This is a genomic window from Altericista sp. CCNU0014 (genome assembly GCF_044923475.1).
Classification (GTDB): domain Bacteria; phylum Cyanobacteriota; class Cyanobacteriia; order Thermosynechococcales; family Thermosynechococcaceae; genus JAAURS01.
This window is the reverse complement of the sequence record NZ_CP137338.1, coordinates 95825-121949: the sequence shown is the minus strand read 5'-3', so window position 1 is coordinate 121949 and position 26125 is coordinate 95825. Positions and strand designations below refer to the sequence as shown.

At 52.4% G+C, this 26125-nt stretch carries 29 protein-coding genes; 11 read left to right on the top strand and 18 right to left on the bottom strand.

The window, feature by feature from the left end:
* Window positions 1–39: 39 nt before the first annotated feature.
* Entirely contained in the window at window positions 40–2316 is a 2277-nt protein-coding gene (locus R6H26_RS00675) for a transglutaminase family protein (RefSeq protein WP_404787444.1), read from the bottom strand.
* 347 nt (window positions 2317–2663) lie between these two features.
* Here R6H26_RS00675 and R6H26_RS00670 point away from each other — a divergent pair, with 347 nt between their 5' ends.
* Together R6H26_RS00670 and R6H26_RS00665 are read left to right on the top strand one after the other, a co-directional pair.
* Window positions 2664–2954, top strand: a complete 291-nt coding sequence (locus tag R6H26_RS00670; protein ID WP_404787443.1) for a hypothetical protein — start codon at window positions 2664–2666, stop codon at window positions 2952–2954.
* A gap of 47 nt (window positions 2955–3001) precedes the next feature.
* On the top strand, window positions 3002–4270 hold the full coding sequence (locus R6H26_RS00665; protein WP_404787441.1) for a gamma-glutamyl-phosphate reductase: 1269 nt from the start codon (window positions 3002–3004) through the stop codon (window positions 4268–4270).
* A 15-nt stretch (window positions 4271–4285) separates the two neighbouring features.
* Here the strand turns inward: R6H26_RS00665 and R6H26_RS00660 are convergent, their stop codons facing one another.
* The 4 genes from R6H26_RS00660 to R6H26_RS00645 form a co-directional block, all read right to left on the bottom strand.
* On the bottom strand, window positions 4286–4456 hold the full coding sequence (locus R6H26_RS00660; protein ID WP_404787439.1) for a DUF2256 domain-containing protein: 171 nt from the start codon (window positions 4454–4456) through the stop codon (window positions 4286–4288).
* Between the two features lie 110 nt (window positions 4457–4566).
* Window positions 4567–5421, bottom strand: a complete 855-nt coding sequence (locus R6H26_RS00655) for a DNA-formamidopyrimidine glycosylase (RefSeq protein ID WP_404787438.1) — start codon at window positions 5419–5421, stop codon at window positions 4567–4569.
* 240 nt (window positions 5422–5661) lie between these two features.
* Entirely contained in the window at window positions 5662–6066 is a 405-nt protein-coding gene (locus tag R6H26_RS00650; RefSeq protein WP_404787436.1) for a type II toxin-antitoxin system VapC family toxin, read from the bottom strand.
* The gene (locus tag R6H26_RS00645; protein ID WP_404787434.1) at window positions 6063–6287 is read right to left on the bottom strand and encodes an AbrB/MazE/SpoVT family DNA-binding domain-containing protein; all 225 of its coding nucleotides are present in this window, start codon (window positions 6285–6287) and stop codon (window positions 6063–6065) included. Before R6H26_RS00645 ends, R6H26_RS00650 begins: the two co-directional genes overlap by 4 nt.
* A gap of 215 nt (window positions 6288–6502) precedes the next feature.
* Between R6H26_RS00645 and R6H26_RS00640 the strand changes: the two genes are divergently transcribed.
* On the top strand, window positions 6503–6958 hold the full coding sequence (locus R6H26_RS00640) for a hypothetical protein (RefSeq protein ID WP_404787432.1): 456 nt from the start codon (window positions 6503–6505) through the stop codon (window positions 6956–6958).
* A gap of 15 nt (window positions 6959–6973) precedes the next feature.
* Here R6H26_RS00640 and R6H26_RS00635 read toward each other — a convergent pair whose 3' ends face one another.
* A complete protein-coding gene (locus R6H26_RS00635; RefSeq protein WP_404787430.1) occupies window positions 6974–7177 on the bottom strand; it encodes a hypothetical protein in 204 nt (67 codons plus the stop codon).
* Between the two features lie 134 nt (window positions 7178–7311).
* Window positions 7312–9363, bottom strand: a complete 2052-nt coding sequence (locus R6H26_RS00630; RefSeq protein ID WP_404787428.1) for an ATP-binding protein — start codon at window positions 9361–9363, stop codon at window positions 7312–7314.
* Window positions 9364–9914: 551 nt separating this feature from the next.
* On the opposite strand from R6H26_RS00630, the gene R6H26_RS00625 reads away from it, so the two are divergent.
* Together R6H26_RS00625 and R6H26_RS00620 are read left to right on the top strand one after the other, a co-directional pair.
* Window positions 9915–10304, top strand: a complete 390-nt coding sequence (locus tag R6H26_RS00625) for a hypothetical protein (protein WP_404787426.1) — start codon at window positions 9915–9917, stop codon at window positions 10302–10304.
* A gap of 11 nt (window positions 10305–10315) precedes the next feature.
* Window positions 10316–10735 carry an HNH endonuclease gene (locus R6H26_RS00620; RefSeq protein WP_404791472.1) on the top strand — a complete coding sequence of 140 codons (420 nt, stop codon included), beginning with the start codon at window positions 10316–10318 and terminating at the stop codon, window positions 10733–10735.
* Between the two features lie 123 nt (window positions 10736–10858).
* Here R6H26_RS00620 and R6H26_RS00615 read toward each other — a convergent pair whose 3' ends face one another.
* Both R6H26_RS00615 and R6H26_RS00610 read right to left on the bottom strand, forming a co-directional pair.
* Window positions 10859–11197, bottom strand: a complete 339-nt coding sequence (locus R6H26_RS00615; protein ID WP_404787425.1) for an XRE family transcriptional regulator — start codon at window positions 11195–11197, stop codon at window positions 10859–10861.
* Window positions 11194–11553: a type II toxin-antitoxin system RelE/ParE family toxin gene (locus R6H26_RS00610; RefSeq protein ID WP_404787423.1), complete on the bottom strand. Its 360-nt coding sequence runs from the start codon at window positions 11551–11553 to the stop codon at window positions 11194–11196. The genes R6H26_RS00615 and R6H26_RS00610 overlap by 4 nt, the downstream gene beginning before the upstream one ends.
* Window positions 11554–11814: 261 nt before the next feature.
* Between R6H26_RS00610 and R6H26_RS00605 the strand changes: the two genes are divergently transcribed.
* Together R6H26_RS00605 and R6H26_RS00600 are read left to right on the top strand one after the other, a co-directional pair.
* Window positions 11815–12048, top strand: coding sequence for a FitA-like ribbon-helix-helix domain-containing protein (locus R6H26_RS00605; protein WP_404787421.1), 234 nt, complete (start codon window positions 11815–11817; stop codon window positions 12046–12048).
* Complete coding sequence (locus R6H26_RS00600) at window positions 12020–12457, top strand: type II toxin-antitoxin system VapC family toxin (RefSeq protein ID WP_404787419.1); 438 nt, start codon at window positions 12020–12022, stop codon at window positions 12455–12457. Before R6H26_RS00605 ends, R6H26_RS00600 begins: the two co-directional genes overlap by 29 nt.
* A gap of 162 nt (window positions 12458–12619) precedes the next feature.
* Here the strand turns inward: R6H26_RS00600 and R6H26_RS00595 are convergent, their stop codons facing one another.
* Both R6H26_RS00595 and R6H26_RS00590 read right to left on the bottom strand, forming a co-directional pair.
* A complete protein-coding gene (locus tag R6H26_RS00595; protein ID WP_404787417.1) occupies window positions 12620–12853 on the bottom strand; it encodes a photosystem I reaction center subunit IV in 234 nt (77 codons plus the stop codon).
* Between the two features lie 162 nt (window positions 12854–13015).
* Window positions 13016–14164, bottom strand: coding sequence for a histidine kinase (locus R6H26_RS00590; protein ID WP_404787415.1), 1149 nt, complete (start codon window positions 14162–14164; stop codon window positions 13016–13018).
* 202 nt (window positions 14165–14366) lie between these two features.
* Between R6H26_RS00590 and R6H26_RS00585 the strand changes: the two genes are divergently transcribed.
* The 4 genes from R6H26_RS00585 (at window position 14367) to R6H26_RS00570 (ending at window position 19724) form a co-directional block, all read left to right on the top strand.
* Entirely contained in the window at window positions 14367–14501 is a 135-nt protein-coding gene (locus tag R6H26_RS00585) for a hypothetical protein (RefSeq protein ID WP_404787413.1), read from the top strand.
* 18 nt (window positions 14502–14519) lie between these two features.
* Window positions 14520–15170 carry a tRNA (adenosine(37)-N6)-threonylcarbamoyltransferase complex dimerization subunit type 1 TsaB gene (gene tsaB / locus R6H26_RS00580; RefSeq protein ID WP_404787412.1) on the top strand — a complete coding sequence of 217 codons (651 nt, stop codon included), beginning with the start codon at window positions 14520–14522 and terminating at the stop codon, window positions 15168–15170.
* Between the two features lie 217 nt (window positions 15171–15387).
* Window positions 15388–16878 (top strand): hypothetical protein, encoded by a 1491-nt coding sequence (locus R6H26_RS00575; RefSeq protein WP_404787410.1) that lies wholly within the window; start codon window positions 15388–15390, stop codon window positions 16876–16878.
* Between the two features lie 11 nt (window positions 16879–16889).
* On the top strand, window positions 16890–19724 hold the full coding sequence (locus R6H26_RS00570) for a glycerol-3-phosphate acyltransferase (RefSeq protein WP_404787408.1): 2835 nt from the start codon (window positions 16890–16892) through the stop codon (window positions 19722–19724).
* A gap of 36 nt (window positions 19725–19760) precedes the next feature.
* On the opposite strand, the gene proB is transcribed toward R6H26_RS00570, so the two are convergent.
* The 7 genes from proB to R6H26_RS00535 all read right to left on the bottom strand — a co-directional run bounded on the left by proB (window position 19761) and on the right by R6H26_RS00535 (window position 26096).
* Window positions 19761–20870, bottom strand: coding sequence for a glutamate 5-kinase (proB, locus tag R6H26_RS00565; RefSeq protein ID WP_404787407.1), 1110 nt, complete (start codon window positions 20868–20870; stop codon window positions 19761–19763).
* 312 nt (window positions 20871–21182) lie between these two features.
* Window positions 21183–21710 carry a YqeG family HAD IIIA-type phosphatase gene (locus R6H26_RS00560; protein ID WP_404787406.1) on the bottom strand — a complete coding sequence of 176 codons (528 nt, stop codon included), beginning with the start codon at window positions 21708–21710 and terminating at the stop codon, window positions 21183–21185.
* Between the two features lie 51 nt (window positions 21711–21761).
* Entirely contained in the window at window positions 21762–22841 is a 1080-nt protein-coding gene (gene mltG, locus R6H26_RS00555) for an endolytic transglycosylase MltG (protein WP_404787405.1), read from the bottom strand.
* Between the two features lie 31 nt (window positions 22842–22872).
* Window positions 22873–23457 carry a DUF3727 domain-containing protein gene (locus tag R6H26_RS00550; protein ID WP_404787403.1) on the bottom strand — a complete coding sequence of 195 codons (585 nt, stop codon included), beginning with the start codon at window positions 23455–23457 and terminating at the stop codon, window positions 22873–22875.
* A gap of 35 nt (window positions 23458–23492) precedes the next feature.
* Window positions 23493–23984 (bottom strand): Holliday junction resolvase RuvX, encoded by a 492-nt coding sequence (ruvX, locus tag R6H26_RS00545; protein ID WP_404791470.1) that lies wholly within the window; start codon window positions 23982–23984, stop codon window positions 23493–23495.
* Window positions 23975–24871, bottom strand: a complete 897-nt coding sequence (locus R6H26_RS00540) for a PhzF family phenazine biosynthesis protein (protein ID WP_404787401.1) — start codon at window positions 24869–24871, stop codon at window positions 23975–23977. Before R6H26_RS00540 ends, ruvX begins: the two co-directional genes overlap by 10 nt.
* Complete coding sequence (locus R6H26_RS00535; RefSeq protein WP_404787399.1) at window positions 24855–26096, bottom strand: GNAT family N-acetyltransferase; 1242 nt, start codon at window positions 26094–26096, stop codon at window positions 24855–24857. Before R6H26_RS00535 ends, R6H26_RS00540 begins: the two co-directional genes overlap by 17 nt.
* Window positions 26097–26125 lie beyond the last annotated feature (29 nt).

Genomic DNA, 26125 nt, shown 5'->3' with positions numbered 1-26125 from the left:
AGGGGAGCAAGGTCTTGCTCCCCTACAGTGCGTGCGTTTTCAGGAAAACGGGTCGATCGCAGCCCATCGCAGGTCTAGGGTCAGAGGGGACTGCGAGTGGACATGCGGGGGCGGAATTTCAACGCATCCAGCGCGAGGAGAAAGAGGGACGACTCTCGAACGCAAGCGATTTTCTGCCTCTCGGTCGGTCTGGGGCGGGGCTTCGTAGGCTCCATCGGCGGGCTGGGCGCGGTACGCGCATCCTCCCATCGATCGTCCGGCTTGGGTATCGATGACTTCAAAGGTGAGGGCAGTGTGGGGCGCAATTGCCGCATCCCCTAGTCCGGCAAGCGGTTTGGCGCGGAACCGCACGCCGCCTACCGCAAGGACTGACGGTGGCGAGATCTCTAAGGGAACGGCCCGTCCTTGACAGAGCACGCGGTAGCGTTCGGGCTCGTTCCCCCGCAGCAAAACCTGAATTCGCTCCATCGAATCGTCTACGGGACGCGAGGTGCCGCCTAGGGTTGCTTTTTCGGGTAAAACGGGCCACATTTCTAGGGCGTGGCGTAGCTCTAGGGTGAGGCCAGGTTGGGCTTGCAGGGAAACTCGACCGTAGATTGGAAAACGCGTCTGGAAGAATGGCTCAAACCAAGCCAGGTCAAATTCATAGTCCGCCGACTTTAAGTCGTCCAGGACGCTCGCTAAATCTTCAGCTAGGAAGTGGGGTAAAAAGAATCGGTCGTGGAGGGTTGCACCCCAATGAATCATGGGCTGTCGATAGGGTTGCTCCCAAAACCAAGCCACTAAGGCGCGCACCAATAAGAGCTGAAGCAGGCGCAGTTGGGGGCTATGGGGCATTTCAAAGGCGCGAAATTCCAATATCCCGAGCTGCATCTGAGGGATATCTACTGGAAATAGCTTGTCGATGCAGAGTGCCGCGCGATGGGTGTTGCCCGTAGTATCGACCAGCAATGGCCGGAGCAGTCGATCGATCAGTTCTGGCGAGGGCATCCCGGATTTCTCAAATGCCTTAAAGGCAACTTCAAGTTCGTACAGGCCATCGTGACGCGCTTCGTCTACCCTGGGGGCTTGGCTGGTGGGTCCCACAAACTGCCCTGCAAACAAGTAGGACAGGCTCGGGTGATGCTGCCAATAGGTAATGATGCTTTGCAGCAGGTCGGGACGCCGCAGCAATGGGCTGTCGGCGGGCGTTTTAGCGCCCAGGGTGATGTGCGCGCCGCCACCCGTCCCCAGCCTGCGGCCATCTCTGGCATATTTTGTCGCGCCCAGCCCGCAGTCCTCGGCGATCGCGTGGAGGGTTAGGGTTTGATGCACCAGGGTATCCCAATCGGCCACGGGGTAGATGTTGACCTCAATCACCCCCGGATCGGGAACGATCGCAAACCCCTCAATGCCTGAATTGGGGGGAGGGCCGTAGCCCTCTAGACGAACGGGGCAGTCGAGCTGTACTGCCGTTTGCTCGATAGCGCTCACCAAGTCTGCAAAGGCGCAGGACGAGGCAAAGGGCGGGACGAACGCGGAAACCATTTCATCGCGGATCTCTACGGAAAGAGACACCCGGATGGTGTTGGGCGGCATCTGTTGGGCGGACCCTTTGGTCCATTCTGCCAACTCAGACAAAGGCGCGTCGATCTCCCAGGCCAGCTCCTCGGGCCGATCGATATTGCCCAAGGGCAGCCGCATGCCAATGGGCGTTTCTCCCTTGACCAAGACAAAGGGCTGTTCCGTTCCGTAGGGTTTGCCCTCGCGGGTCCAGACACAAGAAGCCCAGTGCCAGCCTTTAGAGCTGGCCTGACTGTAGGCATCGGTAGCGTCAACGGCCAGGAGTGGGAGGACAAAGCCTGCAAGGGTACTTTCGTCCCATTCCCAAGCAGCCACGATCGAATCCTCGCTCAAGCCGAGCTGCTCGACGAGCGCTTCTAGAAATGCTTTGGCTTGGGATGGTCGATGGCCGTAGCGTTGGTTTTCAGAGGCTGCCAGGGCTGGGTTGCGCCAGAGCGGGAGGCCGTCCGATCGCCAGAAGCAGCCAAACGCCCAACGCGGATACGGTTCTCCCGGATAAAGCTTACCCATCCCGTATTGCAGGAGCGAACCCGGCGGAGCGAGGCGCTCGGCCAGTTTTTGCAGTAGCTCGACGGCCACCTGACGCTTGTGGTTGCCCAGGGCCAGGGTGTACCACTCGGGCAGGTGCTGGCGATCGATAGCAATGTAGGTCGGTTCGCCGCCCATCGTAAGACCGACTTGGTTGGTTTGGAGCGAGTTTTCAACTCGATTTCCAAGGCGAAGTATGGCTTCCCACTGGGGTTCTTCTAGCAAAGGTTTATTTCAACTCCGCCGATCCTGGGTTAGACTTCATCGTTGGACTCACTGGGTACAGGCTACAATGAAAACAACTTGCCCGTCGGTTTTATAGAAAAAACGTTCAAAAGTATGGCTAGGGTTTAGTTCTTAGCGGTTCGATCCGCTGGCTAATCCAATGGGCCGCTGACCTTCCTCGCCCCGCCTTAGTTTCTACTCAATTTTTTGCGATCGCAGTGTCCCGAGTCAAGGCATGCAAAATCGATCAGGATTGTACCTACCCTTGTCCGTGTCGTAAACGGGGACAACTTAGTCCCATTGCTTTAACTGAAGCCTTTGGTTGCAGTCAATGCCAGCATATTTTTGTGGTGCGTGCCGATGGCTACGTTTTAGAGCAGCTCTCTAGCATTTATCCTTACAAACAGCTTTGGTACTGGACGGGACAGGAATGGATGCCAGTGCGCGCTCCCCAGAATCGTTACGTATGGATTGTGGCAGGATTGACGGCCTTCTTTCTGCTGCTGGTGCTCTGCCTCCCTATTGTGTTCCCTATACCGCTCGATCGCCGCGTCATGGTATGGATGTTATTGATGATTCTTATTGTCGTGCCGGTGCTGAGTTTTACGATCTGGCTCGCGATGTATCGGCAGCCTTAGTCATCGCGACTGTTTTACGTCCTTTGCTGTCGTTCTTAGGTTGACCGATGCACAACTTACAGTCTTTGACTTTGAAGGATCTGGTTGACCAAGCGCGTCAAGCTTCTGTAAATCTCGCTCAAACCTCGGTTCAATTTCGCAATTTGGCGCTCAAGGACTTGGCGATCGCCCTCCAGTCCCAACAAGATGCCATCTTGGAAGCGAATACCCTCGATCTAGAAACGACGCGAGATCTGGCCGTGACCGATTTGGCCTTGCAATGGCTGAAGCTAACGCCTGACCGAATGGGCATCGTGCGTCAATTTATCGAGCAGCTTGCGGGCCTCCCGGATCCGCTTCAGGTGCGCAGCGGCACGGTTGCAAATTCTTTGTACAATCTCAGCGGCTTTCGCGTCATGCCTTTGGGGGTCGTGTGCGGCCTGTACGAGTTTTTGCCAGAATTTCCGGTTTTGCTGGCCAGTTTGTGCCTGAAGACGGGCAACAGTCTGATGGTCAGAGGCAGTGCTGAAACCAGTCACACCCACGCTTTATTTTCGGAATTGATCAAAACAGTTTTGAGCAAGGGAAAGCTAGACCAGCGCTGTTTCTATAGCTTCGTGAGCGATCGCGCCGTTACGCCTAAGGATCTGGTGGCCCAGGCGCTGCCGATTGACTTGGTGATTCCCTACGGTCGTCCTAGTTTTATTCGCGACATCGCCCAACAGAAGACCGCTCCCGTGTTGACGCCAGCGATCGGTAACTGCTATTTATTTTGGTCGTCTACGGGCAGTAGCGATTTGGTGCGCAGTATTGTTGTCGACAGCCATTTAGGGGTGCCGGATGCAGTGAATGCGATCGAAAAGGTCATCATTACGCCCAATACCAATTTTTCGCTGCTCAATGTGGTTTTTAACCATCTCCGCGAGAAGAAGTTTACCCTGAAGGCCGATGAAACCCTTACGGCGGAGTTTCCAGATTTAGCGTTGGCTGAAGATCGGGAGTGGTCTACGCCCTATCTCAATAAAACCGTTGCATTTAAGGTGGCGAACTCGGTTGCGGAGGGGATTCAGTGGATGAACGCCCACAGCAGCGGCCATGCAGATTGTTTTGTGACGGATTCTTACCGAGAAAGCCAGCAGTTTACTCTGGGGACGACGAGCGCTACGGCTTTCATTAATTCGTCTCCCCGGTTTTCGCGTCTCGCAAGCGGACCCTATGGGACGGTTGCGTTAGGGATGATAGGGCGCAGTTCGTTCAATCAGGGTGCGATGGGGGTTGAGACGCTTTTGAAGCGCAGTCATATCGTTCAGGGGGTTGGAGCTAATATTGCTTGCTAGGAAACAGCTCGAGGTTTAACGCGGGGGTTTGTCTTCGGGAAGGGATGTTTTGCGGCGGCGGCATCGTTCGGAGCAGTATTTGACTTCATCCCAGCAGTCAGCCCATTTTTTGCGCCATGTGAAGGGGAGTCCGCAAACCGGACAGATTTTGGTGGGCAGATCGGATTTAGCGCGTTGGCGGGCCATTGCTGTTTTTCTGGGTCGGAGTTGATGGATGCTGCATTGCAACGGTGGCCGATCGAATGCGATCGCGTTCTTCTCGTTTATAGGGGGTTTGTTTCGGCTGAACCTGTGCCCTAGGGCTGACAGACGGGGCAAAAATGACAAGACCGCCCCGCCATGCGGATTTTTGCAATGGGGGTGGCGCAGGTTCGGCAAGGCTCTCCCGTTCGACGGTAGACCCAGGCGATGCTGCCATAGTTGCCGTTGATGCCCGTGACCTGTCGGAAATCGCTAAAGGTGGTGCCTCCTTCCTTCAGCGCTTTTTGGATGACGGTCGCGATCGCCCCGTGCAGGGTTTCAAGTTCTGTGGCGGTAAGGCTGCGACAGCGACGGGTGGGATGGATGCCGCTCACAAAGAGAGACTCGTCTACGTAGATGTTGCCCAGTCCTGCAATTAGGGTTTGGTCGAGCAAGGCATTTTTGATCGGGCGATCGCGTCCCTTGGCTACGGCCATCAGGTAGGCTGGCGAAAATTCTGCGGACAATGGCTCTGGCCCTAAGGCTCCCATCCCCGCCACGACGATGTTCGGATCTTCTGTCGGCGGAATCCACCACATTTGCCCGAAGGTGCGTTGGTCTACAAATCTCAGTTCTCGGTGGCGATCGAACCGCAGCCGCACGCGGGTATGTTTGGAAGGCGGTGTCGAGTCTGACAACCACAGGAGCTGACCTGTCATGCGCAGATGTACCCCTAACCAACCCGCAGGCCGATCGGTTTTGGAGCCAGCTTGTCCCAACTGCGCCAGTAAATATTTACCGCGTCGCGTCCAGGTCAAAATTTGCGCGCCCTGCAACCCTTCCTGAAATCGATCGACGGATGGATAAGCGACCGTACGCGGCAGTAACACTTCAACTTCGGCGATCGCTTTTCCGCAGGTCGCCTCGTTTAGTCCAAGGCGCACTGTCTCGACTTCGGGCAGTTCCGGCACGGTAATATCTCTTTTTCATCCCGGATACAATTTTGTCTATTTTAGTCAATATCTTTGTTCTTTGCGCGGTTCTTTCGGGAAGTATTGATAGTTGACTTACGCGCTAATCTACTCCTATGAGGGGATTTGTCGTTTACTTGCCATTTTGGATTGTAAGGGATAGCAGAAGATCGTATTTGCTCCTGTTTAGAAATAGTTTGCGATCGCCTCCAATCCATTTGAGCCAATGGTTGCTGTCCTTTATGGTGTAATCAACTGGATGGATGGGAAGTAGGTTCGATAACGATTCGTGTCTCGTGTCAATAGGTGGATTTCTGCAACAGCAGCATGAGCGCCGATATAGAAATCAGGGAGAGGCGATCGCCGTTCGCCGCCGCGACGACGATATTCTAGAAAGCTTTGTCCGGCCAAGAATGCTGCGTTATAGGGTAAGGGGTCGCGGCGAAAAAAGTCTGGAGGGATTGCTGTGTCTAGTGCTTCGGGTTGGCTAAAGCCGATGGAAATTTCAGCATAGATAATCGGGTTAATGACCAATTCTCCCTGATTAGCGCATTCTCTAAGCTTTTGGGCCGACCACTCGAACCATTGGGGGTCTTCGGTCAAGATATCGAGGATGACGTTGCTATCGACGAGAATATCGGTCATGAACGATCGCGGGTGAGCTGCATGATTTCGTCAGTACTTAGGTTGCCGGTGGCTTTCCCACGCATGGTGGCAATGATTTGCGTCCCTCGATCGGAGATTGGTTTACGAATTTGTAGGGTATCGCCGACAACTTCCAGTTGAATATCTGTGCCAGGGAAAAGTCCAAGCTGTTCGCGTATGTCAGGAGGAATTGCGATCTGACCGTTTGTGTCTATTTTCATATTGAAATCTTAGAACCCCTTATCAACTTATATTGTAAGTTTAGAAAACGCAAATATGTAAAGGTAATAAATATCTGCGAGCATATTTGATACGGCAGATACCCATCGTTTTTATTTGCAATTGCTGCTAGTGAGATCGCCCTGTCTTTTTTGCACATTTTTTGATCGAGCGATTGGCAGAATAAACCTAGGCTTGAGAGGTTATCAAGAATCGGGTGAATCGAGAGGGTATTCCGGCAAAGGTTGCTAGTTTTATCAAGAATGGGGAAAATGGTAAGGGAATCACTTCACGCTGGTATCCTGAAACGCTGAGAAGGCGAATTCTGGCGATCGCTCAAGTCAAGCACAGGATCAATTTTATTGAAGGGGATGCGTTTGAGGTTTGTGAGAAGAATGCGAACAGAGAGGATGTAGTCTACTTTATTGACCCACCTTATAGGGCGGCTGGGCAACGGCTCTATCGTTATTCAGAGATTAATCATGAAGCTTTGTTCGATTTAGCGTACAGGCTACAAGGCAATTTTCTGATGACGTATGACGATGCCAGTGAGGTGCAGGCAATGGCAAGTCGCTGTAAATTTGAGACGAAGTTAATTGCGATGAAGAATACTCATCATGCGAAGAAGACAGAGTTAGTTATCGGGAAGGATCTAACTTGGTTGCAAAATTGATGTCTGTTTTATGCTCTAGTTATCAAAATCCGCCCCATCACCTCTTCGCGCGCGATCGTTCAACAAAATTGCTGCAAATACTTCCCAGTCTTTTGAGCTGATGCTTCCTTGTAAGGAGAACCCATACTGTTCATAAATTTCAACTTTATTCTGGCTGTATTCAAGAATATATTTTTTTGCAGAAGGAGTAAGCTTCCTGAATTTGAAGCGTTGGCACACAAATCACCCTCACAAGTGCTGAATATCGAGGATGAGTATACGAAAGAATGGGACATTTCGCTCAACACTGATCGAGATAACGTTTCTTGAGATTGAAATTTGGTGCTGGGTTTCGTTCCTCGATGAAACTTCTCTTAACAAGGAATGGAAACCTCAGGTGATGCTATACCAGAGTTGTATGGGAGATTACTTATAATTTGGTCTGGAGATTCAGCTTCTTGGATTCGCTGTCTTTTAATCTTGAGTTTATCAAGTAAAAATTTATGCTTAATTTCAAATTCAGTAGTTATTTCAGACCATTTCTTGACATATATTTTATAGTTCATGTCTGGCTCAATTCCTGCCAAAGAGCGTTCTCCCCAGTTTTTTAATTGATCAATTTTACTTTGAACATATGGTTTGCTCTCATGTTTGGTTTTTCTGAAATCATTGCCTACCAAAATAAAACTCCATTTATTATTCGCATAAGCATTAAACTCAGGTATATTTAAAATTGTTCTCATGTAAGTCTCAACTTGATCTAATTCTTTCTTTCCTAATTTTATTTTTGGATTCTTGAGTTCTACTACAATGTTTTCAATGGTTTCTTCTTTGTCATCGATCTTTCGACGGCACATAAAAATATCCATTTCCTTATTTTTATCTGGATGGCATATTTTTATGTTATTTTTGGTTCCTCTCAATAAATATAGGTACCTTCTCAAAGCCTCTTCAAAATCTGGCTCCGCAGCAGTTACAAGCTGATATTGTTCGCCAAATATCCAGTAATGCGCTTCAATAAATTTTTGAATATGCTGAGGTTCATTCGATCCGAAGTCAGGCTTCAATAATACTTTTAGATCTTGTATTGCGGAACATCTATCTTCAACAAGTTTTATGGTTTTTATGATATTGGATAGTTGTGTTTTTTTGAGCAATCTAGACATCTCTTCTCTCTCAGATGGATCTAGCTCAATAACTTCTTCAATTATATTAAACAAATCTTGCCTTTGACCAGAGTCTAGTATTAAGTTCAGCAATCTTACAAAAGTCTTTTTTTGTTCTTCATTTAAACGAACGAAGAGCTTTGGCTCAACTTCATACAATACTTTAATTATCTCAATCAAATCGAGCCTTTTGTATTGATATTCGTATTCATTCTTGAATTCTGGCAAAATACCTTTTGTTTCAAGTTCAGAAATTAACTTTTCTGAGAACTCTCTTAAAAAAGGCTTTCTCTTATGACTTAAAAAATCTTCTAACTTAGATTGTAAAGTCTTGAATGTATTTTCTTTTTCACTTTCTATAGACTGCAAGGGTAGAGTGTTCCCTTCAAATATTTTTTGATATTGTCCTGGAATATAATTATTAAAAAAATTACTTTCAACATATGTGCTATGGTAAAAATTGTCGCTTTTTCGATTTAATTTCGTTGTTATCTTGCAAATCTCTTCAGAGTCTTCATTCAAGAAGTAATATTTAGAAGCTTCTCCGTGCCTAGCTTTCCATTGAATGTACTTTATTGAGAATTTGTCACTTCCTAAATTTAGTATCTCTTCTTTACAATCATTGATATTTACAGTGTAGTTTAATTCTTCACCATTTATTTTTATTGAATAGTTTTTGAGTGCTAAAAACCATCCAAACTCTACTGTTATATAATCGACAAGGTCTCTATTTAGATTGATGTCAGTTAGTGAGTCAAAAATTCCATAGAATGATACTATGGTTCCAGTTTTTATGCTGGTTTTGATATCTTCAGAGAGGGTGTATGTTACGAGGTCTGAAGAGTCAATTTTTACTGAATACTTTAGAGATTTATCGCTCTCATTGCTTTTATAAATTGTTTCCCATTCAGCTTGCTGGCAGAAACAGAAAAATGAAAATCTCCCGTAACCTTTTTTGCCATGTGGCAATGAAGTTTGACATCTTAAGTCCTCCTCGTTTTTGATTTTCGTTGACGAGAATACGGGATCAAGTTTTTCGCCTATTTGATATCTAGGTATTCCATCCCCGTTGTCAATCACTTGAAGCTTTGTAATGTGTCCAATTTCTAAATACTCATATATGATTTCTACGCAGCGTGCATTAGCATCGAATCCGTTCCAAATATACTCTGAGATGGCTTTAACAAAGTTAAATGATCTTAATTCGTTTTTTATTCCCTGAGATGTTATTTTTGAGTTTCTTTTTTCTTTTTGAGTCATCGCACCTTAAATAAAAACGGAAAAATTACAAATTATTTAGATTATAGGGCGTTTATGTGCGTATGTTATATCTGGTTAAACTGAGTGAATAGTTAGATGAAAAACCAATGCATCTTTTAATCTCTATTCGATTGAATAAGGTGGTTTCGATCTGCTATCCCACTCAATAACGCTGGACACAAATTTGCACCGAATGCCCTCGTCTGCGATCGCCCACTTCAGCAAAGCAGACCTTTGGCATTGCGAGCAGATTAGCAGTCAACGTGGCGATCGGGCCTGCCATAATCTTTTTTTTGAACATCGCCCGCCAGTCTGGCTCAGTTTTATTTTCTTTCCCAAAACTTAATAATTAGCTTAATAATCCATGCAGATGACCGAATTTTCCACCGATGTCTCAATCGATTCGGGGTTTGGAACTGCGATCGCATGATTAGGGCTGTGGTCTGCGATCGCGTTTTTGGGGCTAAGCGCTTCTTGGCAGTAGATTTAGCGAATTGCCCCAGAACGCTAATTTAAGCGAAAATGATTAAAGGCACAGAGAGGGACAGCTTATGGATATTCCCGTTACTATCAACTTACCCGACGACGTTTACCGTCGAGCAGAACGCCTTGCGCATCTTGCGAACCGCGACCTGCCCAGCGTTCTTGCCGATACACTGACCCACTCTTTGCCACTCATCAGCGCTCAAAGCAATACACTCCCGTCCATTTCCGATCTGTCCGATCGACAAGTGATGGCATTGACCCACTTAGAAATGGAGCCTTCTCAAGATACGCGATTAAGTGAACTCCTCGATAAGCAACAATCTGGAACCCTCAATCCTGAGGAGCCTCAAGAACTCGACAACTTGATGCAAATCTATCGGGAAGGCTTACTCCGCAAAGCAACCGCACTAGCTGAAGCTGTTAAACGTGGGTTAATGGAACCGCTCAATTCGTAAGCACTTCCTACATTCCAGAAAACGTCAAAACCAGAGTTAGAGACGCGGCAAAAAATCGGTGCGGGTATTGTCAAAGTCTACAAAAGTACGTTTTGGGCGTTCTCGAAATCGAGCATATTATCCCAAAAGCTTCTGGTGGCGACGATAATGAGGCAAACCTTTGGCTGTCCTGCCGATTATGCAACTCCTATAAAGGTGCTCAAACAAAGGCGACAGATCTCATTAACGATCGGGCAGTCCAATTATTCAACCCACGAACTCAAAAGTGGTCACAACACTTCACTTGGTCAGAAGATGGTATTTACATCATCGGCCTAACACCTTGTGGCCGTGCTACGGTTTTAGCCCTACAGCTCAACAATATTTACGCAGTAACGGTTAGACAAGCTTGGACGACCGTGGGTTGGCATCCACCCCAGGACGATGAATAATCCATACAGATGACCGAATTCTACGTCAATATCTCAAGTGATTCGGGGCTTGGAACCGCGATCGTGCATCTCATGCTGTGGTCTACGATCGCGTTTTTGGAGCTGGGCGATCGTCCTCCTTACTTATTCCTGACCCATAGAGCAGTCACTCATCCCACTGAAATTATCAATTTTCACCTCCCCCTCAGGAAACCTAGCAATAATATCTAACTCACCGCCCATTGCTTCAATCACCTTCCTTAAGTGGCTAACATACATATCCGTCCGTTTCTCAAGACGCGAAATCGCAGGTTGTTTAACCTGAAGACTGGTTGCCAACTCCACCTGAGAGAGTTGAAGCGCTTGTCGTAACTCACCAAGAGCCATCTCTGCCTTAAGCTGGACAGTCTTTTGGCTAATTTCAGCTTGGCGCTCCTCAGAAAAATCCTCGGTTAACTGAGAAAACTTGTGGTGTCCACTCATAGCAACCCTTCCTTTCTTAATTCATCTAAATAAACGTCATAGAGCCTGTCAGCCATAGGAATATATTTGTCATAGAATCGCTTATCCCCAGTCTTATCCCCACCAATTAGAAGAATGGCCGTCCGTCGCGGGTCAAAAGCATAGAAAATTCTTAAAGGCTTTCCACCACTTTGTACGCGCAACTCCCGCATCTGGGAATGCTTAGATGCGACAATTCCTGAAGAATAAGGGAAAGCTAGATTTGCCCCCTTTTCTGCCAGAAGATTGACCACAGCCACAACATCATTCTGTTCCTGGTCGCCGATCTCATTCCACCAGCTGCCAAATTCGTTTGTATATTCAATTTCCCATACCATTCTTTAATGATATTACATGGACGTAATATATGGTTGACTCAATTCAGTTGGATAATCGGTATTATCAGCGATCTTCTCCAGATGTTCTGGAAGTTGTAGCGCGATCGTGCGTCTAATTCTGTGGTCTGCGATCGCCCATTCAACACATCATCGACAAACAGGGCGATCGCCGTTCTCAACCCAATCGTCTCCAATTAACGATATCAATGCTATCATCTAAAAAATAGAGAATGCAACGCCACTCCAAAACAGAGAGAGTTTATGGCCAGTTTAATTGTCCGAAACATTGATGAAACCATCGTCAAAGCGCTGAAACAGCGGGCAAGCAATCATGGCGTCAGTGCCGAAGCCGAACACCGCAAAATTCTAGAACAAGCATTGCTGCAACCGCAAAAAAAATCGTTCGCAGATGTACTCAGCCAGATCCCTAACGTTGGCAACGACTCAGACTTCGAGCGATCGCAAGATGACACCACTCGACCAATATTTGATTGATACCAACGTCATTAGCGAATTGCGTAAAAGCAACAAGGCGAATCCCGGCGTATTGCAATTCTTTCAGCAAGCCGTCCTACGAGGTGCCCCGCTCTATCTCAGCGTTATTACCATCGGCGAATTGCAGCGAGGAGTCGAACTCATTCGGCATCGCGGCGATAAACCCCAAGCTGCTCTATTAGAAACCTGGTTGCAGACTGTTTTAGAGGACTACGCCGATCGTATTCTCGATTTCACCGCCCTAGAGGCCCAAGTTTGGGGAAGATTGCGCGTGCCCCATCCCCACAATGCTCTTGACAAACAGATTGCTGCTACCGCACTCACCTGCGACTTAACCCTGGTCACGCGAAATACGAGTGACTTTGCTGGAACAGGAGTTCTACTGCTAAACCCTTTTCATATCGTTTAACCCGCATTCCACTGCTTCGAGCTACAAAAAATTGAGATCTTCCACCCATAACTTTGAATGCGATCGCTCTTCCGTCTAGTTGCGATCGCCCATACCGCCCATAGAAAAAGCCCGAGGCATCGAAAAAGCCTCGGGCTGTTTAAATCGATCGAACGCCTGCTACTAAGCTTTAGCCTTGGCCTTGGGTGCTTCAACTTCTTTTACCTCATGGAGGCCAAAGTTGTTGGTATTCACACCGCCAGCGCTGCCGCTGAAGCCAGTGTAGTTTACGCTTTCAAAACGAACGATAACTGGATACTTGATACCGCTTTGGTCTACAGACGCAACCGTACCGACTTCGTTGTACCAGTAAGACTCTGGACGGAGAATTCTAACTTTAGAACCGCGCTGAACCATAAATCTTATCCCTTAATGATGTTGCAAACGGGGCAATTGCTCTCAGCGTACTACGGTTGTGAAGCCATCTAGACATCCAACCTATAAACTTTTATGACTAAAATTGTGGCATTTTGCTTCGTGGCGACAGCTTGGCGCCTTCGGCATCTGTCGGTGCGCTTTTTAGGAGCGATAGACCGGAAGCGTAAAGTTAAAGCTACTGCCCTCATTGGGGGTGGAATCGACCCAGATTTGGCCGTAGTGAGCGCGGATGATGCGCTGACACAGGGCTAACCCAATGCCGTAACCTTCTTTTAATTCATCGCGCTCTAGGCGGAAGGCGTCGTAAAAGATGGCTTTTTGCTTCTCAAGGGGAATACCAGGGCCGTCATCGGAAATGCTGATTTGCACTTTTTGCGTGGTGCGGTGCAGGATGCAAAATTTAATAACGCCCCCTTCTGGGGTGTATTTAATGGCGTTATCGAGCAGGTTCATCAGAACTTGGCGGATGTGGTCGCTATCGGCGTGGACGTAAGGTAAGTCGGGCGGGACGTCTATCTTTAAATGCTGGGTCTTGGCCTCTGCCTTGGGCTGTAGCGTCTCGATAATGAGGGGACACAGGGCACCTAAATCTAGCTTTCGGGGGCTAATTTTGAGTTCGGAACTTCTGCCCCGCGATGCATCTAACAAGTTGGTGATCATCCGCTCGATGACCTGCATCTGAGATCGCGCGTGATGGGCCAAACGCGCCATGGTCTCGGGAGGAAGCACCATCTGTCCCGAGTTGGAAGGTTCCCACTGGCCCTCCAGGGTTTCTAGGGCGATCGCCGCTGCGGTGAGCGGATTGCGAAGATCGTGGGCCAACATTGCAATGATGCGGTCTTTGAAGTTCCCTTGTTCTTGGAGGGCTTCATTTTCTTGCCGGAGCTGAAAAATTTCGTCGGACAACCTCATTGCCTGGACGGACTGGGCTAACACGTTCTGCGAAGTCGGACGCGTTTCTGCCATCGCCATCGCGTGCTGCCAGTTGGGCCAGCATTCTGCCAGCTGAGCGACGAGGTTGTTGCCAGCCAAAATGTGACGAGGCTCGGGCAAGATCTTGATCAACGCGGGCGTAATGACTAGCTTGAAGTACTCGGCCAAGTAAGGTTGATCTTCAATGTCGATAATTTGAAGCTCAAAAGCACAGGTTTCCCGCAGCGTCTCCAGATAATCCTGTACTTGGCGGAGCTGTTCTTTGGAACTCGATCGCTTATCGATAAACAACAGAAGCTGTAGACTGCTATCAGTCTCAAATACTAGTTCTGATGAGTACTCGTGAAGCGGATCCATTTAGATCGATTGGTGCCTACTTAAGTCTGGCCGTTAAAATTGGCCCTAAAAATCAACCAACTCTAGAAATTGAGAAGCCGAACAGAACGAACGCTCAAACCTAAGGCGCGGGTAAATCACGGTTAGCCTTTGGCTTAACCCCTTGAAAGAAGATGGATGAAACAATCGAAATTCTCAGAGTCTACATAAATCTTAGTGGACGATGCGCTACTTTGGGCAATATGCGTCATGTCCGACCGATCGCCAATTCCCGCGCGACGGTCGCGCATTTCTAGGGATTGCGGTGAGTTTTGGCGAAAAACAGCCGAACCGCTGCAACCTTAACGGCCACATCTGAGCGATTTTCACATTCGACATGACTCTGAATTCCCCTCCCATCGAGCATTTCTACGGTCTCGGACTAGATACGACCACTGCCGCGTTGACGTTGGCGATTGGTTTGCCAGAAGGCGATCGCCGCTATCAATCTTGGCATTTAGATCGAGATTTGTCTTCCCAACTGCAGCCACTGCTCCGAGACTTCATGGCGCCGCAGCGGTGGACAGATCTCGCTTGGATTGCCGCGCTCAAAGGCCCCGGCAGCTTTACCGGTACCCGCATCGGCGTTGTGACGGCCCGAACCTTAGCACAGCAACTGAATCTTCCCCTATTTGGCTTTTCTAGCTTGGCGATCGCCGCCTGGATCGCGGCCCGGACGACCGCCCAAAAGGAGTGGAGCGTCGCGGTAAGTCAGGCCGGACAGCGCGGTACCGTCTACGGCGCAATTTACCGAATCCGGGCTGCTGAAGATGGGTTGACCGTTGTTTCCCCCGATCGCCTGATGCCCCAATCGGAGTGGAGCGAGCGGATCGAATCCGAGACGGGCCTTCACCAAGTGCTTGCGATGGACGCCCAGACCCCCATCGATCGGCAACAGCTCGCCAACGCCATGCTGACGCTAGGATGGCAGGCCTGGAAAGCTGGTGCAAGGCCGCTCTGGAGCGAGGTGTTACCCTACTACGGTTAGGGCACCGGGGGGTAGACGCCCGCACGATATTTTGCGAACTCTCGAGCCTGAGAGATCGGCAGCGATCGCCGTAGACAGGGCCGAAGCGAAGTTGATATGTTGAAGGCAAGGCAGCATGACTGATTGACGATCGGTCGATCCCGACTTTCTCACCCGCACCTCCTCTCTTCTCCATTTCCCCTACCTTCTTCAATTTGGCATCCCTACAGGTACGACCATGCCGTCCCTCGTTCCAACTCGCAAGACTCAACCTACACCCAACCCCCATCGGGGATTTGTGCTCCCCGTTGTCCTAGGTGTAGGGCTGATTGCGATTCTGCTGGGAGTCATGACGATCGAGCGCTCCAATCAGAATCGGATTTCGGCGATCGCCCAGAAAGCCAATGCCCGGAGTTCGGCAGCAGCGGAATATGGCGTCGCTCAGTTGCAGGCCCTCTTAAATCGCTACAGTCGCTTAGCGACATCTTCCCCTCTCTCTGCCTGGGCTGCAATTTCCGAGACAGAGCTGGACCCGTGCGGCATGACCCCGGATGATATCGCCCGCATTCGGTCCTATGCCGAGCGAGACTGGAGTAACGTCTCTACCAACCCAAAGGATGGACAGTTTCGGTTGATTAGCTATGAATATAAGCCAGATCCTAAGACTGGAACTTTGGTGGTTGAGGGCCGCATCAATCCCGACGATGCTGTGAGTCTGGCCAGAACCCAACTTAAAGTCGATTTCGATATCACCCGCGCTCCACGGGTAGGCAACGCTCCTGGACTCTGGATCGAACAACCTCAGGCAGCCACCATCGATAGCTCAGTTCAGTTGCTCGCCAATTTTAGAGACGCCACCTGTCCGGGAGATGCCGCACACGCTGCTCTAGTGCAAAGGCTTAAAACGCAAATTCAGCCTCCCTATGCCTACCAGTCCGCGCCGGGAATCGACTTTCCTGCATTACTCCCAACCGTCTCTAGCGCGTCCTTTGCCACTTTGTCTGAAACCCTATCGGTCGATCCGATCGATAACGACAGCGTTTCTCTGCCCAGTCCCCAGCAGTCTGAGTCTGACCTCGGACAACCTGCCGCTAGCGACAACTCTGCGCCAAGCTCGAATGATACAACTGTGAGTCAATCCCAAACGGATTCAATTGCTTCAACTAGCAACAGGGCTGTCATCTACGACGTTAAGGCTAGCGACGGTCAATCCATCAAATTAACCAATTCCGCAGCAGTTCTGCAGGTGGGAACGGGTTCGGACACCGTGGTGCTGGATTTGGAAGGAGGACTTACGATTGCGGGGGGCGGCAAAATTTTGCTAGCCTCCGGCTCAAAGTTAGTAATTTACGCGCGTGGACCCGTTACACTCGCGGGGACCGAAGCAGACCCTGCGATCGAGCAAAAATGTCCCCCAGGGACACCTATTGGAACTGAATGTCCCAAATCAGCAGTTCGGACTCAGCTTTATGTTTATCCATCGCCGGACGCGGCATCTCCCCATGGGGTTAACCTGAGTGGAAATGCAACTCTCTTTCTGACGTTAGTTGCGCCAGCCTCTAAAGTTACGACCTCTGCTCAAGTTCAAGGTAGCATTTGGGCTAAGTCCCTAGAAGGTGTCGGTTCTGCGATTGTAAGAGAAGATCCCATCAGTCTCTCTGACTTAACCCTCATCTGGCCGCTCCGCATTGCACCCATTACCGCCTGGCGTCGTCAGGAGAGTTCGTAGACGTGATAGCGATGAGCGATATGTGGGGCATTGCGTTTCTGGCAATCGGCTGTCCGGCGATCGGGGGAATGCCGATTACGGGTTGGATCGTGCGCGGTCTGACGGGCCAAAAGCTGACGGAGTTGGGCACGGGTAATATTGGAGTCTCTGCGGCCTTCTATCACGGCGGTACGGGCGTGGGGGTGCTGTCCGTGCTAGCGGAGGCGGCTAAGGGCGTGGGGGCCGTGCTAGGCGTGCGGGCGTTGTTACCCGATAACCCAACCTTAGAGCTGGCTGCGCTGGTGGCGCTCTTGGCAGGCCGCTACTGGATTGGGCGCGGAGCGGGCACCACGAATGTCGTGTGGGGCGTCGCAACCTACGACTGGCGCGTGGCCCTAACGATGTTTTTAGCCAGTGGCGGAATGTCGGCGGTTGTGTCGGAAAAGCGGAAAATTCGCTGGCTGGCGTTGATGGCGCTGCCGATGGTCGTTGCGCTGCTGCGCCAGGGACTGTCTGAGACGCTGATGGCGATCGCTCTTTCCGGTCTTCTGGCCTGGATTTATCTCCAACTTCCCGAAGATTTGGCGCTGCCTGCGGAGCAGGCGAACGCAGAGAGTCAGGGCGTATTTCAGCTATTAGGAGGAACGAGCGGATTGGTTTCTCTAGATCGGCCTTTACTGGCCCGTAAAGTCGGCCAAAAAGCCGCCACCCTAGCCCAGTTGAAGCAATGGGGCTACGCCGTCCCCGAAGGATGGGTGTTGCCGCCGGGCGACGATGCAGAACCGCTGATTAAATCCCTCCATCCGAGTGCGGAACGGCCTTGGGTGGTGCGCTCCTCTGCGATGGGAGAAGATTCCGATCGCGCTTCGGCGGCGGGGCAGTACCAGACGGTACTGGACGTTACTTCGCGGGAAGGCTTGCGACGGGCGATCGCCCAGTGTCAGGACTGCTACGACGACCCCGTTGCCGCGCAGTACCGCCAAAGCCGAGGCGTCCCCGAAGGCGGGATGGCGGTCATCGTGCAGGTGCAAATTCAGGGAGAATATTCAGGCGTGGCCTTCAGCCGCGATCCGTCTTCGGGGGATGGGGAGGTCGTGGCGATCGAAGGATTGCCGGGCAAGGCGACCCATGTCGTCTCGGGCCACATTACCCCAGAACGTTACTCAGTCAGGGTTCCATCGGACAGCACGCTGCCTGAGGAGCTGGAAATTCAAGGCGAAATGGGGCGGCTGCCGAGGGACTTGATCGGGCGCGTGGCCTTGCTGGTGCGGGACCTGGAATCCCGCTTCCACGGCGTCCCTCAGGATATGGAGTGGACCTACGACGGCCAAACCCTATGGGTACTCCAGACGCGAACCATTACGACGCTGCTGCCGATCTGGACGCGGCGCATTGCCGCCGAGGTCATTCCGGGCGTCATTCGTCCCCTGACGTGGTCGATCAATCAACCCCTCACCTGCGGCGTCTGGGCGGGTTTGTTTCGATCCATTTTGGGAGGTCGCTCCGATCCCTTTCAGGTCCGAGATCTAGCCACCCTGCACTACGGCCATGCCTACTTTAACGCGACGCTCCTGGGAGAGTTGTTTCGCCGGATGGGTTTGCCTGCCGAAAGTCTGGAATTTCTAACGCGGGGTGCCCCCATGGGTCGGCCTTCTCCCCTCGCCATGCTCAAGACCCTGCCAGGGCTGACAGCGCTACTGTGGCAAGAGTGGACGCTGCCCGGTGCGTTTAGGCGCGAATACCGCACCGTATTCGCGCCATTGCTAGCGGAAATTGCCGCTCAAGCCGCGCCCTCAACCGCCCCAGCAATTTTAGAGCGTATCGATGCAGTGCTGTTGGCACTGCGGCGGGCCACCCTCTTTAGCATTTTGGCTCCCCTGAGCGCTGCCGTTCGGCAAAAACTATGGCGCGTTGAGGATGCGGCTCTGGATGCGTCCGTACTGCCGGAGACAGCAGCCCTGCGATCGCTCCGCGAACTCGCAGCTCTCCACCCGGAAGCCCTTCAAACACCCGATCCCGATTCCCTCGAACCCCTCCATCGGGCGATGGAAGCATTCTTAGCACAGTACGGCTATCTGAGCGATGTCGCGACGGATATTTCTGTTCCCACCTGGAAGGAAGATCCCCAGCCCCTCTGGCTGCTTTTGAAAAACCTCGGCCCAGCGCCAAACCAGACCGAACGCAAGCGTCAGAGCTGGCCTGCCCGAACCGTGCAGCGCCGATTAGCCCTGAAGGGCAAGGTCGCCGAAGTGTACAGCCGATTGCTGGCAGAGTTGCGCTACGCACTGCTCGCCTTAGAGCAAGACGCGCTCTCCCAAGGACTGCTGCGACAGTCGGGAGATTTATTTTTCCTGACCTTGAGCGAGCTGCGAGAATGGGTCGCTCGGCCCTCCCCACCCCTCAAGGCGCGACTCTCCCAACAGGTGGCAGAACGCAGCCGCGAATTCGAGCTGGCCCAGAACCTGGAAGGCGTGCCTGCGGTCGTCTATGGAACGCCCCCTCCCCTCAGCATCCTGCAAAACCCTGCCCCTGCCGCCGCCGGATCCGTTCGGGGGATTGGAGCCAGCCCCGGCATCGCAGAGGGAACCGTAGAGGTGCTGCGATCGCTCCGCCAGCTCCCCGCTCAGCTTTCTCGCCAAACCATTTTGGTCGTCCCCTATACCGATGCTGGCTGGTCTCCCATTCTGGCCCAGGTGGGTGGCATTGTGGCTGAAGCGGGTGGCAGCCTGTCCCACGGTGCCATCATTGCCCGCGAATACGGCATTCCAGCCGTCATGGATGTCGATCGCGCCACTCAGCGCTTCAAGAACGGACAGCGGGTCCGGATTGACGGCTATCGGGGGATTGTAGAAATTCTGCAGCCTTGAGGGTGGGTGTTTCAACTCGGATGGGGGGACCTCCCGTCACAGCACCACCAAATTATCGCGATGAATCGCCGTTTCTGCGCCTGCGTAGCCCAGAATTGCCGGAATCTCTGCGGAACGGTGGCCGCGAATCCGCTCTAGCTCGGAACTGCTGTAATTCGCCAGCCCGCGAGCCACTTCCTGCCCCGATTCATCGCACAGACGCACGGGTTCTTGACTTTCAAACTCCCCCGTCACCTTCAGAATTCCCGCAGCCAGCAAAGATTTTCCGCAATCGACGATCGCCCGCACTGCCCCGGCATCGAGCGTCAACGACCCTCCTGGAACCAAGGTATGGGCAATCCAGTGTTTGCGGGCGTTGATGGGTTCGGGATGGGGGACAAACTGGGTGCCAATGAACTCCCCGGCCAAAATCCGCGAGATGGCTTCGGGGTTCTGGCCCCGCGTAATGACCGCGCGCACCCCAGCTTCCATGGCGATCGCCGCTGCTGAAATCTTGGTTGCCATACCCCCCGTACCCCACCGAGAACCGCGATCGCCCGCCTGGACCTGAAGCGTGACTAAATCTTCCATCTTCTCGATCGCCGCAATCGGTCGGGCGTTGGGATCCTTGCGCGGATCGGCAGAATACAGCGAATCCACATCCGTCAGCAAAAACAGCCAGTCCGCGTGGACCAAGCTCGCAACCAAGGCTGAAAGCGTGTCGTTGTCGCCAAACTTCAGCTCGTCTACCGCTACCGTGTCATTTTCGTTGACGATGGGAATCACTCCCAGACGCAATAGCTCTTGAAACGTATTGTAAGCATTCAGGTAACGGCCCCGATCGGCCAGATCGCTCCGAGTGAGCAAAACCTGAGCGATGGGTTGCTGCAGCGCGCTAAAAAAATCGTCGTAAATCCGCATCAGGCGACCCTGACCCACCGCCGCTACCGCCTGCTTTAGGGCCATCGTGCGCGGTCGCTCCGACAGCTTGAGGCGCGCGCAACCCACGCCCACGGCCCCAGAAGAGACCAGCACGACCTGAAACCCGCGCTGGCGAAGCTGACTCAATTGTTCTACCAAGGCGGCAATGGTTGCCAGCGCTAAATGCCCGGTATCTGGATGCGTCAGACTGGAAGTCCCAATCTTGACCACGATAATCTGACCCATGTCTTTCCTCATTCCGTCCGGGGCGAATCGGCTGCCTGCACCCGCGAGTCGCAGAAGGAGCCGCAAAGCCGCGCGCCAGCGATCCAAATATAGCAATAGGCCAACCTTTACATAAATAAAGATTGGCCTACCACAAATATATTTAAGATGATTATATTTAGAGCCTTTATTTGGCTGGCTCCATTTCAATATTTATAGTTTGCCAAATTTTTCAAGAGAAGTCCTCTATCATAAGGATCTTTTTAGATTCGATCCCCGGTATTTTGTATGCAGCGCTGTCGGTGCGGGTCATTGCTGGGTAAGACCTAGGCCCTACAGCTTAAACAACGCACTCAACACCTGAGACAGCCAAAGTTCAAAGGCGCGCAGCCAGCTCATTCGCCTGCGACTGTTTTTGGAATCCATCATGGGTTCTACGAGGACCGTAAACATGCCCAGTCGATTGCCGACGAGGACGTCGGTAAACAGGCGATCGCCCACCATTCCCACCTCGTGGAGAGGCAAGTTCATGGCGCTGACGGCTTGGCGTACCTTGCGTCGGGAGGGCTTGCGCGCGCCAAAGATATAGGGCAAGTCCAACACCCCTGCCACTCGGCGAATGCGGGCGTGGCTGAGGTTGTTGCTCACCAACGTCACGCACACCACCTGCTTGATCTCTTCCATCCACACCTTAACCTCGGGAGGGACGACCGCAGATCGCGTCGAAATGACCGTATCGTCTACGTCCAGTACCAACCCTCGGAGACCGTAATGCTTAATCAACGCTGGCGTCAACGCTAAAATCGAACCTGATAAAGTCAGATTGGGTTCTAGAAGTGAAACCGCAGCGCGTGGAAGCATGTATCGTCACCTGTTGCATGTACTAAGTTTACCCAGCCTCGGTTTTCCGCGCTAAATTTTTCCAGATTCGAGGCGTTTCGCATCCTGTTGGTCTCGAATGGTTCCCTGCGCTCGTTCGTGATCGCCTAAGGATTCGCTAAACACGTGGGTTCCGTCGTAGCGGGCAACAAAGTACAGGTAGGGGGTCTGCTCTGGCGTCAAAACGGCCTTTAGACTGGCCAGACCGGGGCTGGCAATCGGCGTGGGGGGAAGCCCTGGGTTGATGTAGGTGTTGTAAGGCGACGGCTGGCCCACTTGCGCGAAGGTGAGGGGCTGTTCTTGAGTTTGGCGAATCCCCAATCCGTACTCTACGGTCGGATCGGAGCCGAGGCTCATTCCCAAGCGCAGGCGATTCCAAAACACGCCTGCAATCAGCGGGCGTTCTCGGGCAACCACGGCCTCTTTCTCGACAATACTGCTGAGGGTAACCCACTCGTTGAGGCTGAGATCTTTTAAGCCTTGGCGCTGTTGGTAGAGCGGGAGCGCGTGGGTTTCAAAGTGCTCGAGCATGACGTCGATGACCGCATCAGGCGATCGCCCTTCCACGGGCACCTGATAGGTATCCGGGAACAAAAACCCCTCTAGCATCGATAGATCTTCCGGCAGCCACGCAAAGCGATCGCGGGGCACCTGCGCTGCGGCCTTCAGAAAAGCATCGGCAGAAAACCATCCCTCTTTTTCAAAATAGGCTCCCATCTCTCGCAGCGACCAACCCTCTGGAATCGTGAAGGTGGTCTGCTTGACCTGCCCCGTCCAGATCGTTTTTGCCAAGTCATCCAACGATGCCTGAGCCGATAGTTCGTAGGTTCCCGTCTGAAAACTGCCGCGATCGTTTTTGAAAGCCGCCAACCGCGCCCACAGCTTCCAAGCCATCAGGGAACGAATGAGACCCTCCCGCTCGAGCTGGCGTCCGATCGAGTCGGCGGATGCCCCTTCAGGTACCTGCACCGTCACCGCTCCCGTGCGACTGCGGGTGGGTGCAGTTGCATTGGCCCACCACAGCCAACTCAAGCCCGTACTGATTCCCAGCGCGAGGACCAGAGCAGAGGCTCCCAAAAAAATCCGAGGAACTCGTTTTGCGTTGTTCTTCACCAGTTTTTACTGAACGCGGTCTTGCAGGATATTACTCCAATTCTTCAAATAAATGTTCCTCAAAATAAGGTTGTAGTTTGGGCTGAATGGCTTGAAACTCCTCGGGAGACAATAACTGAGGCTTTTTGCCATCCTGGAGACGCACCACAAAAAGCACGGGGTCGATGGGCGTATAAATGGCATATTCCTGCTCTTCGTGGAAAAAGGTGGCCAGCAGTTGGTACTCTTCTTGGTCCTTGCCTACGCCAGATTCTTCAACTTCTAGGGTGAGGAGGTCGTCTTCGTCGACTTCGGGCAGGTCGCCTTCCACCGTGAGCGACAAGGCCGTCCGCTTGAGCTTTAGGTTTTGCTCGGACAGCACCGCCTGAGCCGTTGCAAAGATTTCGTTGAGTTCTGCATCTTCGACGGGAACGAGGGTTTCTTCTTCGTCTTCCTCGTCTCCTTCGCCTTCCTCCGCGTCTTCCGTTGCAACCCAAGCAAAAATATCGATCGGGTAATCTACGGGATTGACGAGTGCGTACTCCTCTCCGTCCACGTCCACTGACAGCTCTATATAGCAGAGCAGCGATCGCCCGGCTTCATCCGATAGGGTAATGGTAGGACCCTCAAGTTCCATGCTGTGTTCCTCTATACGTCCCGGCCCTAATACCGTTAACTATCCGCTAGTTTAGAGGGTAATGGCGCGTTCTCACGATTTACTATTGTCTCATGAGAGCGCACTGCTTGCCGCCGACAATCGAGCCATTGTTGCAAAATAATGCAGGCGGCTTTGCGATCGACGAGCTCGCGGTTGCGGGAGGGGCTGATGTGCTGGGCGTGGAGCATGACTTCTGCTTCGTAGGAGGTCAGGCGCTCGTCCACGTACTCGAAGGGGATTTGAAGGGCGCTGCCGATCCGCCGCGCCAGTTTTTGAGTGCGTTTGGCTTGTGCCCCCATTTCGCCGTTCATGGAATAGGGTAGCCCGATCACCAGCAACGTCGCGTCCCGCGCGTGGATGAGTTGGCGGAGTTGAGCCATATCGTTCTCGAAATGGGTGCGGTGGATGGTGGTCAGTCCGGTGGCAATGAGTCCAGTGCGATCGCAGCCCGCCACCCCAATCCGCCGATGGCCTAAATCCAAACCGAGGGCAGAAATCACAGGTATAGTTCTCCTCGCAGCACCGTAACCGCTTGTCCGCCTAACTTGGGCGTTTCGCCGTGAAGTTCGACCAGCAGGCGACCTGCCCGGTTGAGGCCGTCTCCCTGTTCGAAGCGCCACAGGTCGCGCTCGGGGTCTTTAGATTCTCCAGACTGACGCAGTAGCAGGGCGATCGGGCCGCTGACGGAACCCGTCACGGGATCTTCGAGGATGCCGGACTGCGGCGCAAAAAAGCGCACGTGGACATCTCGATCCGGTTCGACGGTTTCGCGGGTAAACACGCCAAACCCGCGCCAGCCTCTTTCCTTCCCCAGGTGCGTCAGAGCGGCCATGTCGGGGGTGAGGGACTGGAGCTGGTGGAGGTGGGGGACAGACACCAAAACATCCCGATTGAGCGTGTCTGCGACAGGCTCTGACAAGGATCGCTCGGGCAATCCCAAGGCGGCTGCGAGTTGTCGGGCTAGGTCTGCGGGAATGCGCTCGAATTTGCATTCTGGCAGGGTCAACCAGATCCAAGGGCGATCGGTTTTGCAGTCCACTAAAACCTTTAAGACTCCGCTGCGGGTTTCGATATATAAAATTTCGGTTACGCCAGGATGCAAGTTAAACCGACCTTCCCGCGCTAGCGCGTGCAGGGCCGCTACGGTGGCGTGGCCGCACAGATTCACTTCTTGCGTGGGCGTAAACCACCGCAGGCGAAAATCTGCCTCAGGCAGGGTTGGCTGGAGGACAAAGGCCGTTTCAGAGCAGTTCACCTCGCGGGCGATCTGCTGCATTTGAGCCTCGGACAATCCGTCCGCTTGAGGCACCACGACGGCGGGATTTCCGCAGAAAGGTCGATCGCAAAAGGCATCGACCCAGTAAACCAAAAGGGTGTTATCCGCAAGAACCATGGGAATCTAATATATCCGAAGTCGAGCGCTGGGGGAATCGACCCTCAGCTTTGGTCGGGGTATCCTTGGCGATCGCCGCTTCGCTGCTCTGAGGCTGAAGCGAAGCAGTCCCCGTTTTTAAAAAGCTCATCCGTCCCGGCGCGGGCGTGTTGGGTTGCAGTCCCTGAAGCATTTCCGTAAGCTGAAGCGCTTCTAGAGAAAGGGTTTTACTTTCCCTCACCTTATGCCATACCGATCGAGACAGCATGAGAGCGTGCTCCATCCGCTCTGCACCCACCTGCTGCAAATAGTCTTCTCGCTCCGGTTGGTAATCTGCGGAGAGCACTGACAGAGAAGCAGAGGGACAAGCTTGTTGCGACAGATGCGCCATATGGGCCAACAGTTCCTGATACAGCCAGGTATAAGCTGGATGGACGGTCATTTGCGCGCCGTGGGTTTCAGTGCCGACGCGGTTGAGGCAAATGGAGAAATACCCGATCGCCGCTTTACGCTGGGGTTCGAATACGTAGCCGTTCGCCCATGCTTGCCGCTGAAGCTGGATTTGGACGTTAGAAATCAGGCTTTGAATCAGCCCGCGCTGAAAGTCTTGAACGTGGCGATCGAACACCTGCCGTACGAAGGGCGGCATGGCTGCGGTGTCGAGCTGATACAGCAGCGCAGAATCGGCGTTGTTGACGGGGAGGAGATTCGGCAAGCTCGGCGATCGCAGGGCCAACGGCTCTAGCGTGGCGGGAGAGAGCTGCCAGCGCGTCATCTGGGAAAGAGGTTGAAACCCATTCTGGCGATATAGCCCAAGCGCGTCGACATGGTTGACCTCTACTTCTACCAGCCAAGTTCGAGCTTCCCAAATCGATTCCATGCAATAGCGCAAGAGCTGCGTGCCGGAATCAAAGCCGGAGACGTCGCCATCCAAACAGATGCGTTCGACGCGCCACGTACTGCGGGCCTGATTGAAAGGAGCGACCTGAATGAAACCGACCAGCCGATCCGCTTGCTCTAAAACAAACGTCCGTACGGACGAGTGCCACTGTCCGGGCACCGCATCTAATAAGCGGCGCAACGGAGTCGTCGGCAAATCTTGAGGGTTTTTCTGGAGCGGTTCTAGCAGCCAGACTCGTTCTGCCCGACTGCCGCTACTGCGATCGAGGAGATCGCTCACCGCATCCCAGTCTCGATACTGTAACGGACGCACCGTAGATTCGTTTTTGGGAGGGGCAGAAGCCATAGGACGATAGGGCAAACCTAGAACAGTGG

Coding starts and splice junctions, on each gene's coding strand:
- R6H26_RS00630 (WP_404787428.1), bottom strand. CDS start 9,363: ATGACTCAAAAAGAAAAAAGAAACTCAAAAATAACATCTCAGGGAATA.
- proB (WP_404787407.1), bottom strand. CDS start 20,870: ATGGGTCAGATTATCGTGGTCAAGATTGGGACTTCCAGTCTGACGCAT.
- R6H26_RS00660 (WP_404787439.1), bottom strand. CDS start 4,456: ATGGCCCGCCAACGCGCTAAATCCGATCTGCCCACCAAAATCTGTCCG.
- R6H26_RS00590 (WP_404787415.1), bottom strand. CDS start 14,164: ATGGATCCGCTTCACGAGTACTCATCAGAACTAGTATTTGAGACTGAT.
- tsaB (WP_404787412.1), top strand. CDS start 14,520: ATGACTCTGAATTCCCCTCCCATCGAGCATTTCTACGGTCTCGGACTA.
- R6H26_RS00610 (WP_404787423.1), bottom strand. CDS start 11,553: ATGGTATGGGAAATTGAATATACAAACGAATTTGGCAGCTGGTGGAAT.
- R6H26_RS00650 (WP_404787436.1), bottom strand. CDS start 6,066: ATGACCGATATTCTCGTCGATAGCAACGTCATCCTCGATATCTTGACC.
- R6H26_RS00645 (WP_404787434.1), bottom strand. CDS start 6,287: ATGAAAATAGACACAAACGGTCAGATCGCAATTCCTCCTGACATACGC.
- R6H26_RS00665 (WP_404787441.1), top strand. CDS start 3,002: ATGCACAACTTACAGTCTTTGACTTTGAAGGATCTGGTTGACCAAGCG.
- R6H26_RS00535 (WP_404787399.1), bottom strand. CDS start 26,096: ATGGCTTCTGCCCCTCCCAAAAACGAATCTACGGTGCGTCCGTTACAG.
- R6H26_RS00550 (WP_404787403.1), bottom strand. CDS start 23,457: ATGGAACTTGAGGGTCCTACCATTACCCTATCGGATGAAGCCGGGCGA.
- R6H26_RS00570 (WP_404787408.1), top strand. CDS start 16,890: ATGAGCGATATGTGGGGCATTGCGTTTCTGGCAATCGGCTGTCCGGCG.
- R6H26_RS00585 (WP_404787413.1), top strand. CDS start 14,367: ATGCGCTACTTTGGGCAATATGCGTCATGTCCGACCGATCGCCAATTC.
- R6H26_RS00615 (WP_404787425.1), bottom strand. CDS start 11,197: ATGAGTGGACACCACAAGTTTTCTCAGTTAACCGAGGATTTTTCTGAG.
- R6H26_RS00540 (WP_404787401.1), bottom strand. CDS start 24,871: ATGGTTCTTGCGGATAACACCCTTTTGGTTTACTGGGTCGATGCCTTT.
- R6H26_RS00600 (WP_404787419.1), top strand. CDS start 12,020: ATGACACCACTCGACCAATATTTGATTGATACCAACGTCATTAGCGAA.
- R6H26_RS00595 (WP_404787417.1), bottom strand. CDS start 12,853: ATGGTTCAGCGCGGTTCTAAAGTTAGAATTCTCCGTCCAGAGTCTTAC.
- R6H26_RS00605 (WP_404787421.1), top strand. CDS start 11,815: ATGGCCAGTTTAATTGTCCGAAACATTGATGAAACCATCGTCAAAGCG.
- R6H26_RS00575 (WP_404787410.1), top strand. CDS start 15,388: ATGCCGTCCCTCGTTCCAACTCGCAAGACTCAACCTACACCCAACCCC.
- R6H26_RS00625 (WP_404787426.1), top strand. CDS start 9,915: ATGGATATTCCCGTTACTATCAACTTACCCGACGACGTTTACCGTCGA.
- R6H26_RS00560 (WP_404787406.1), bottom strand. CDS start 21,710: ATGCTTCCACGCGCTGCGGTTTCACTTCTAGAACCCAATCTGACTTTA.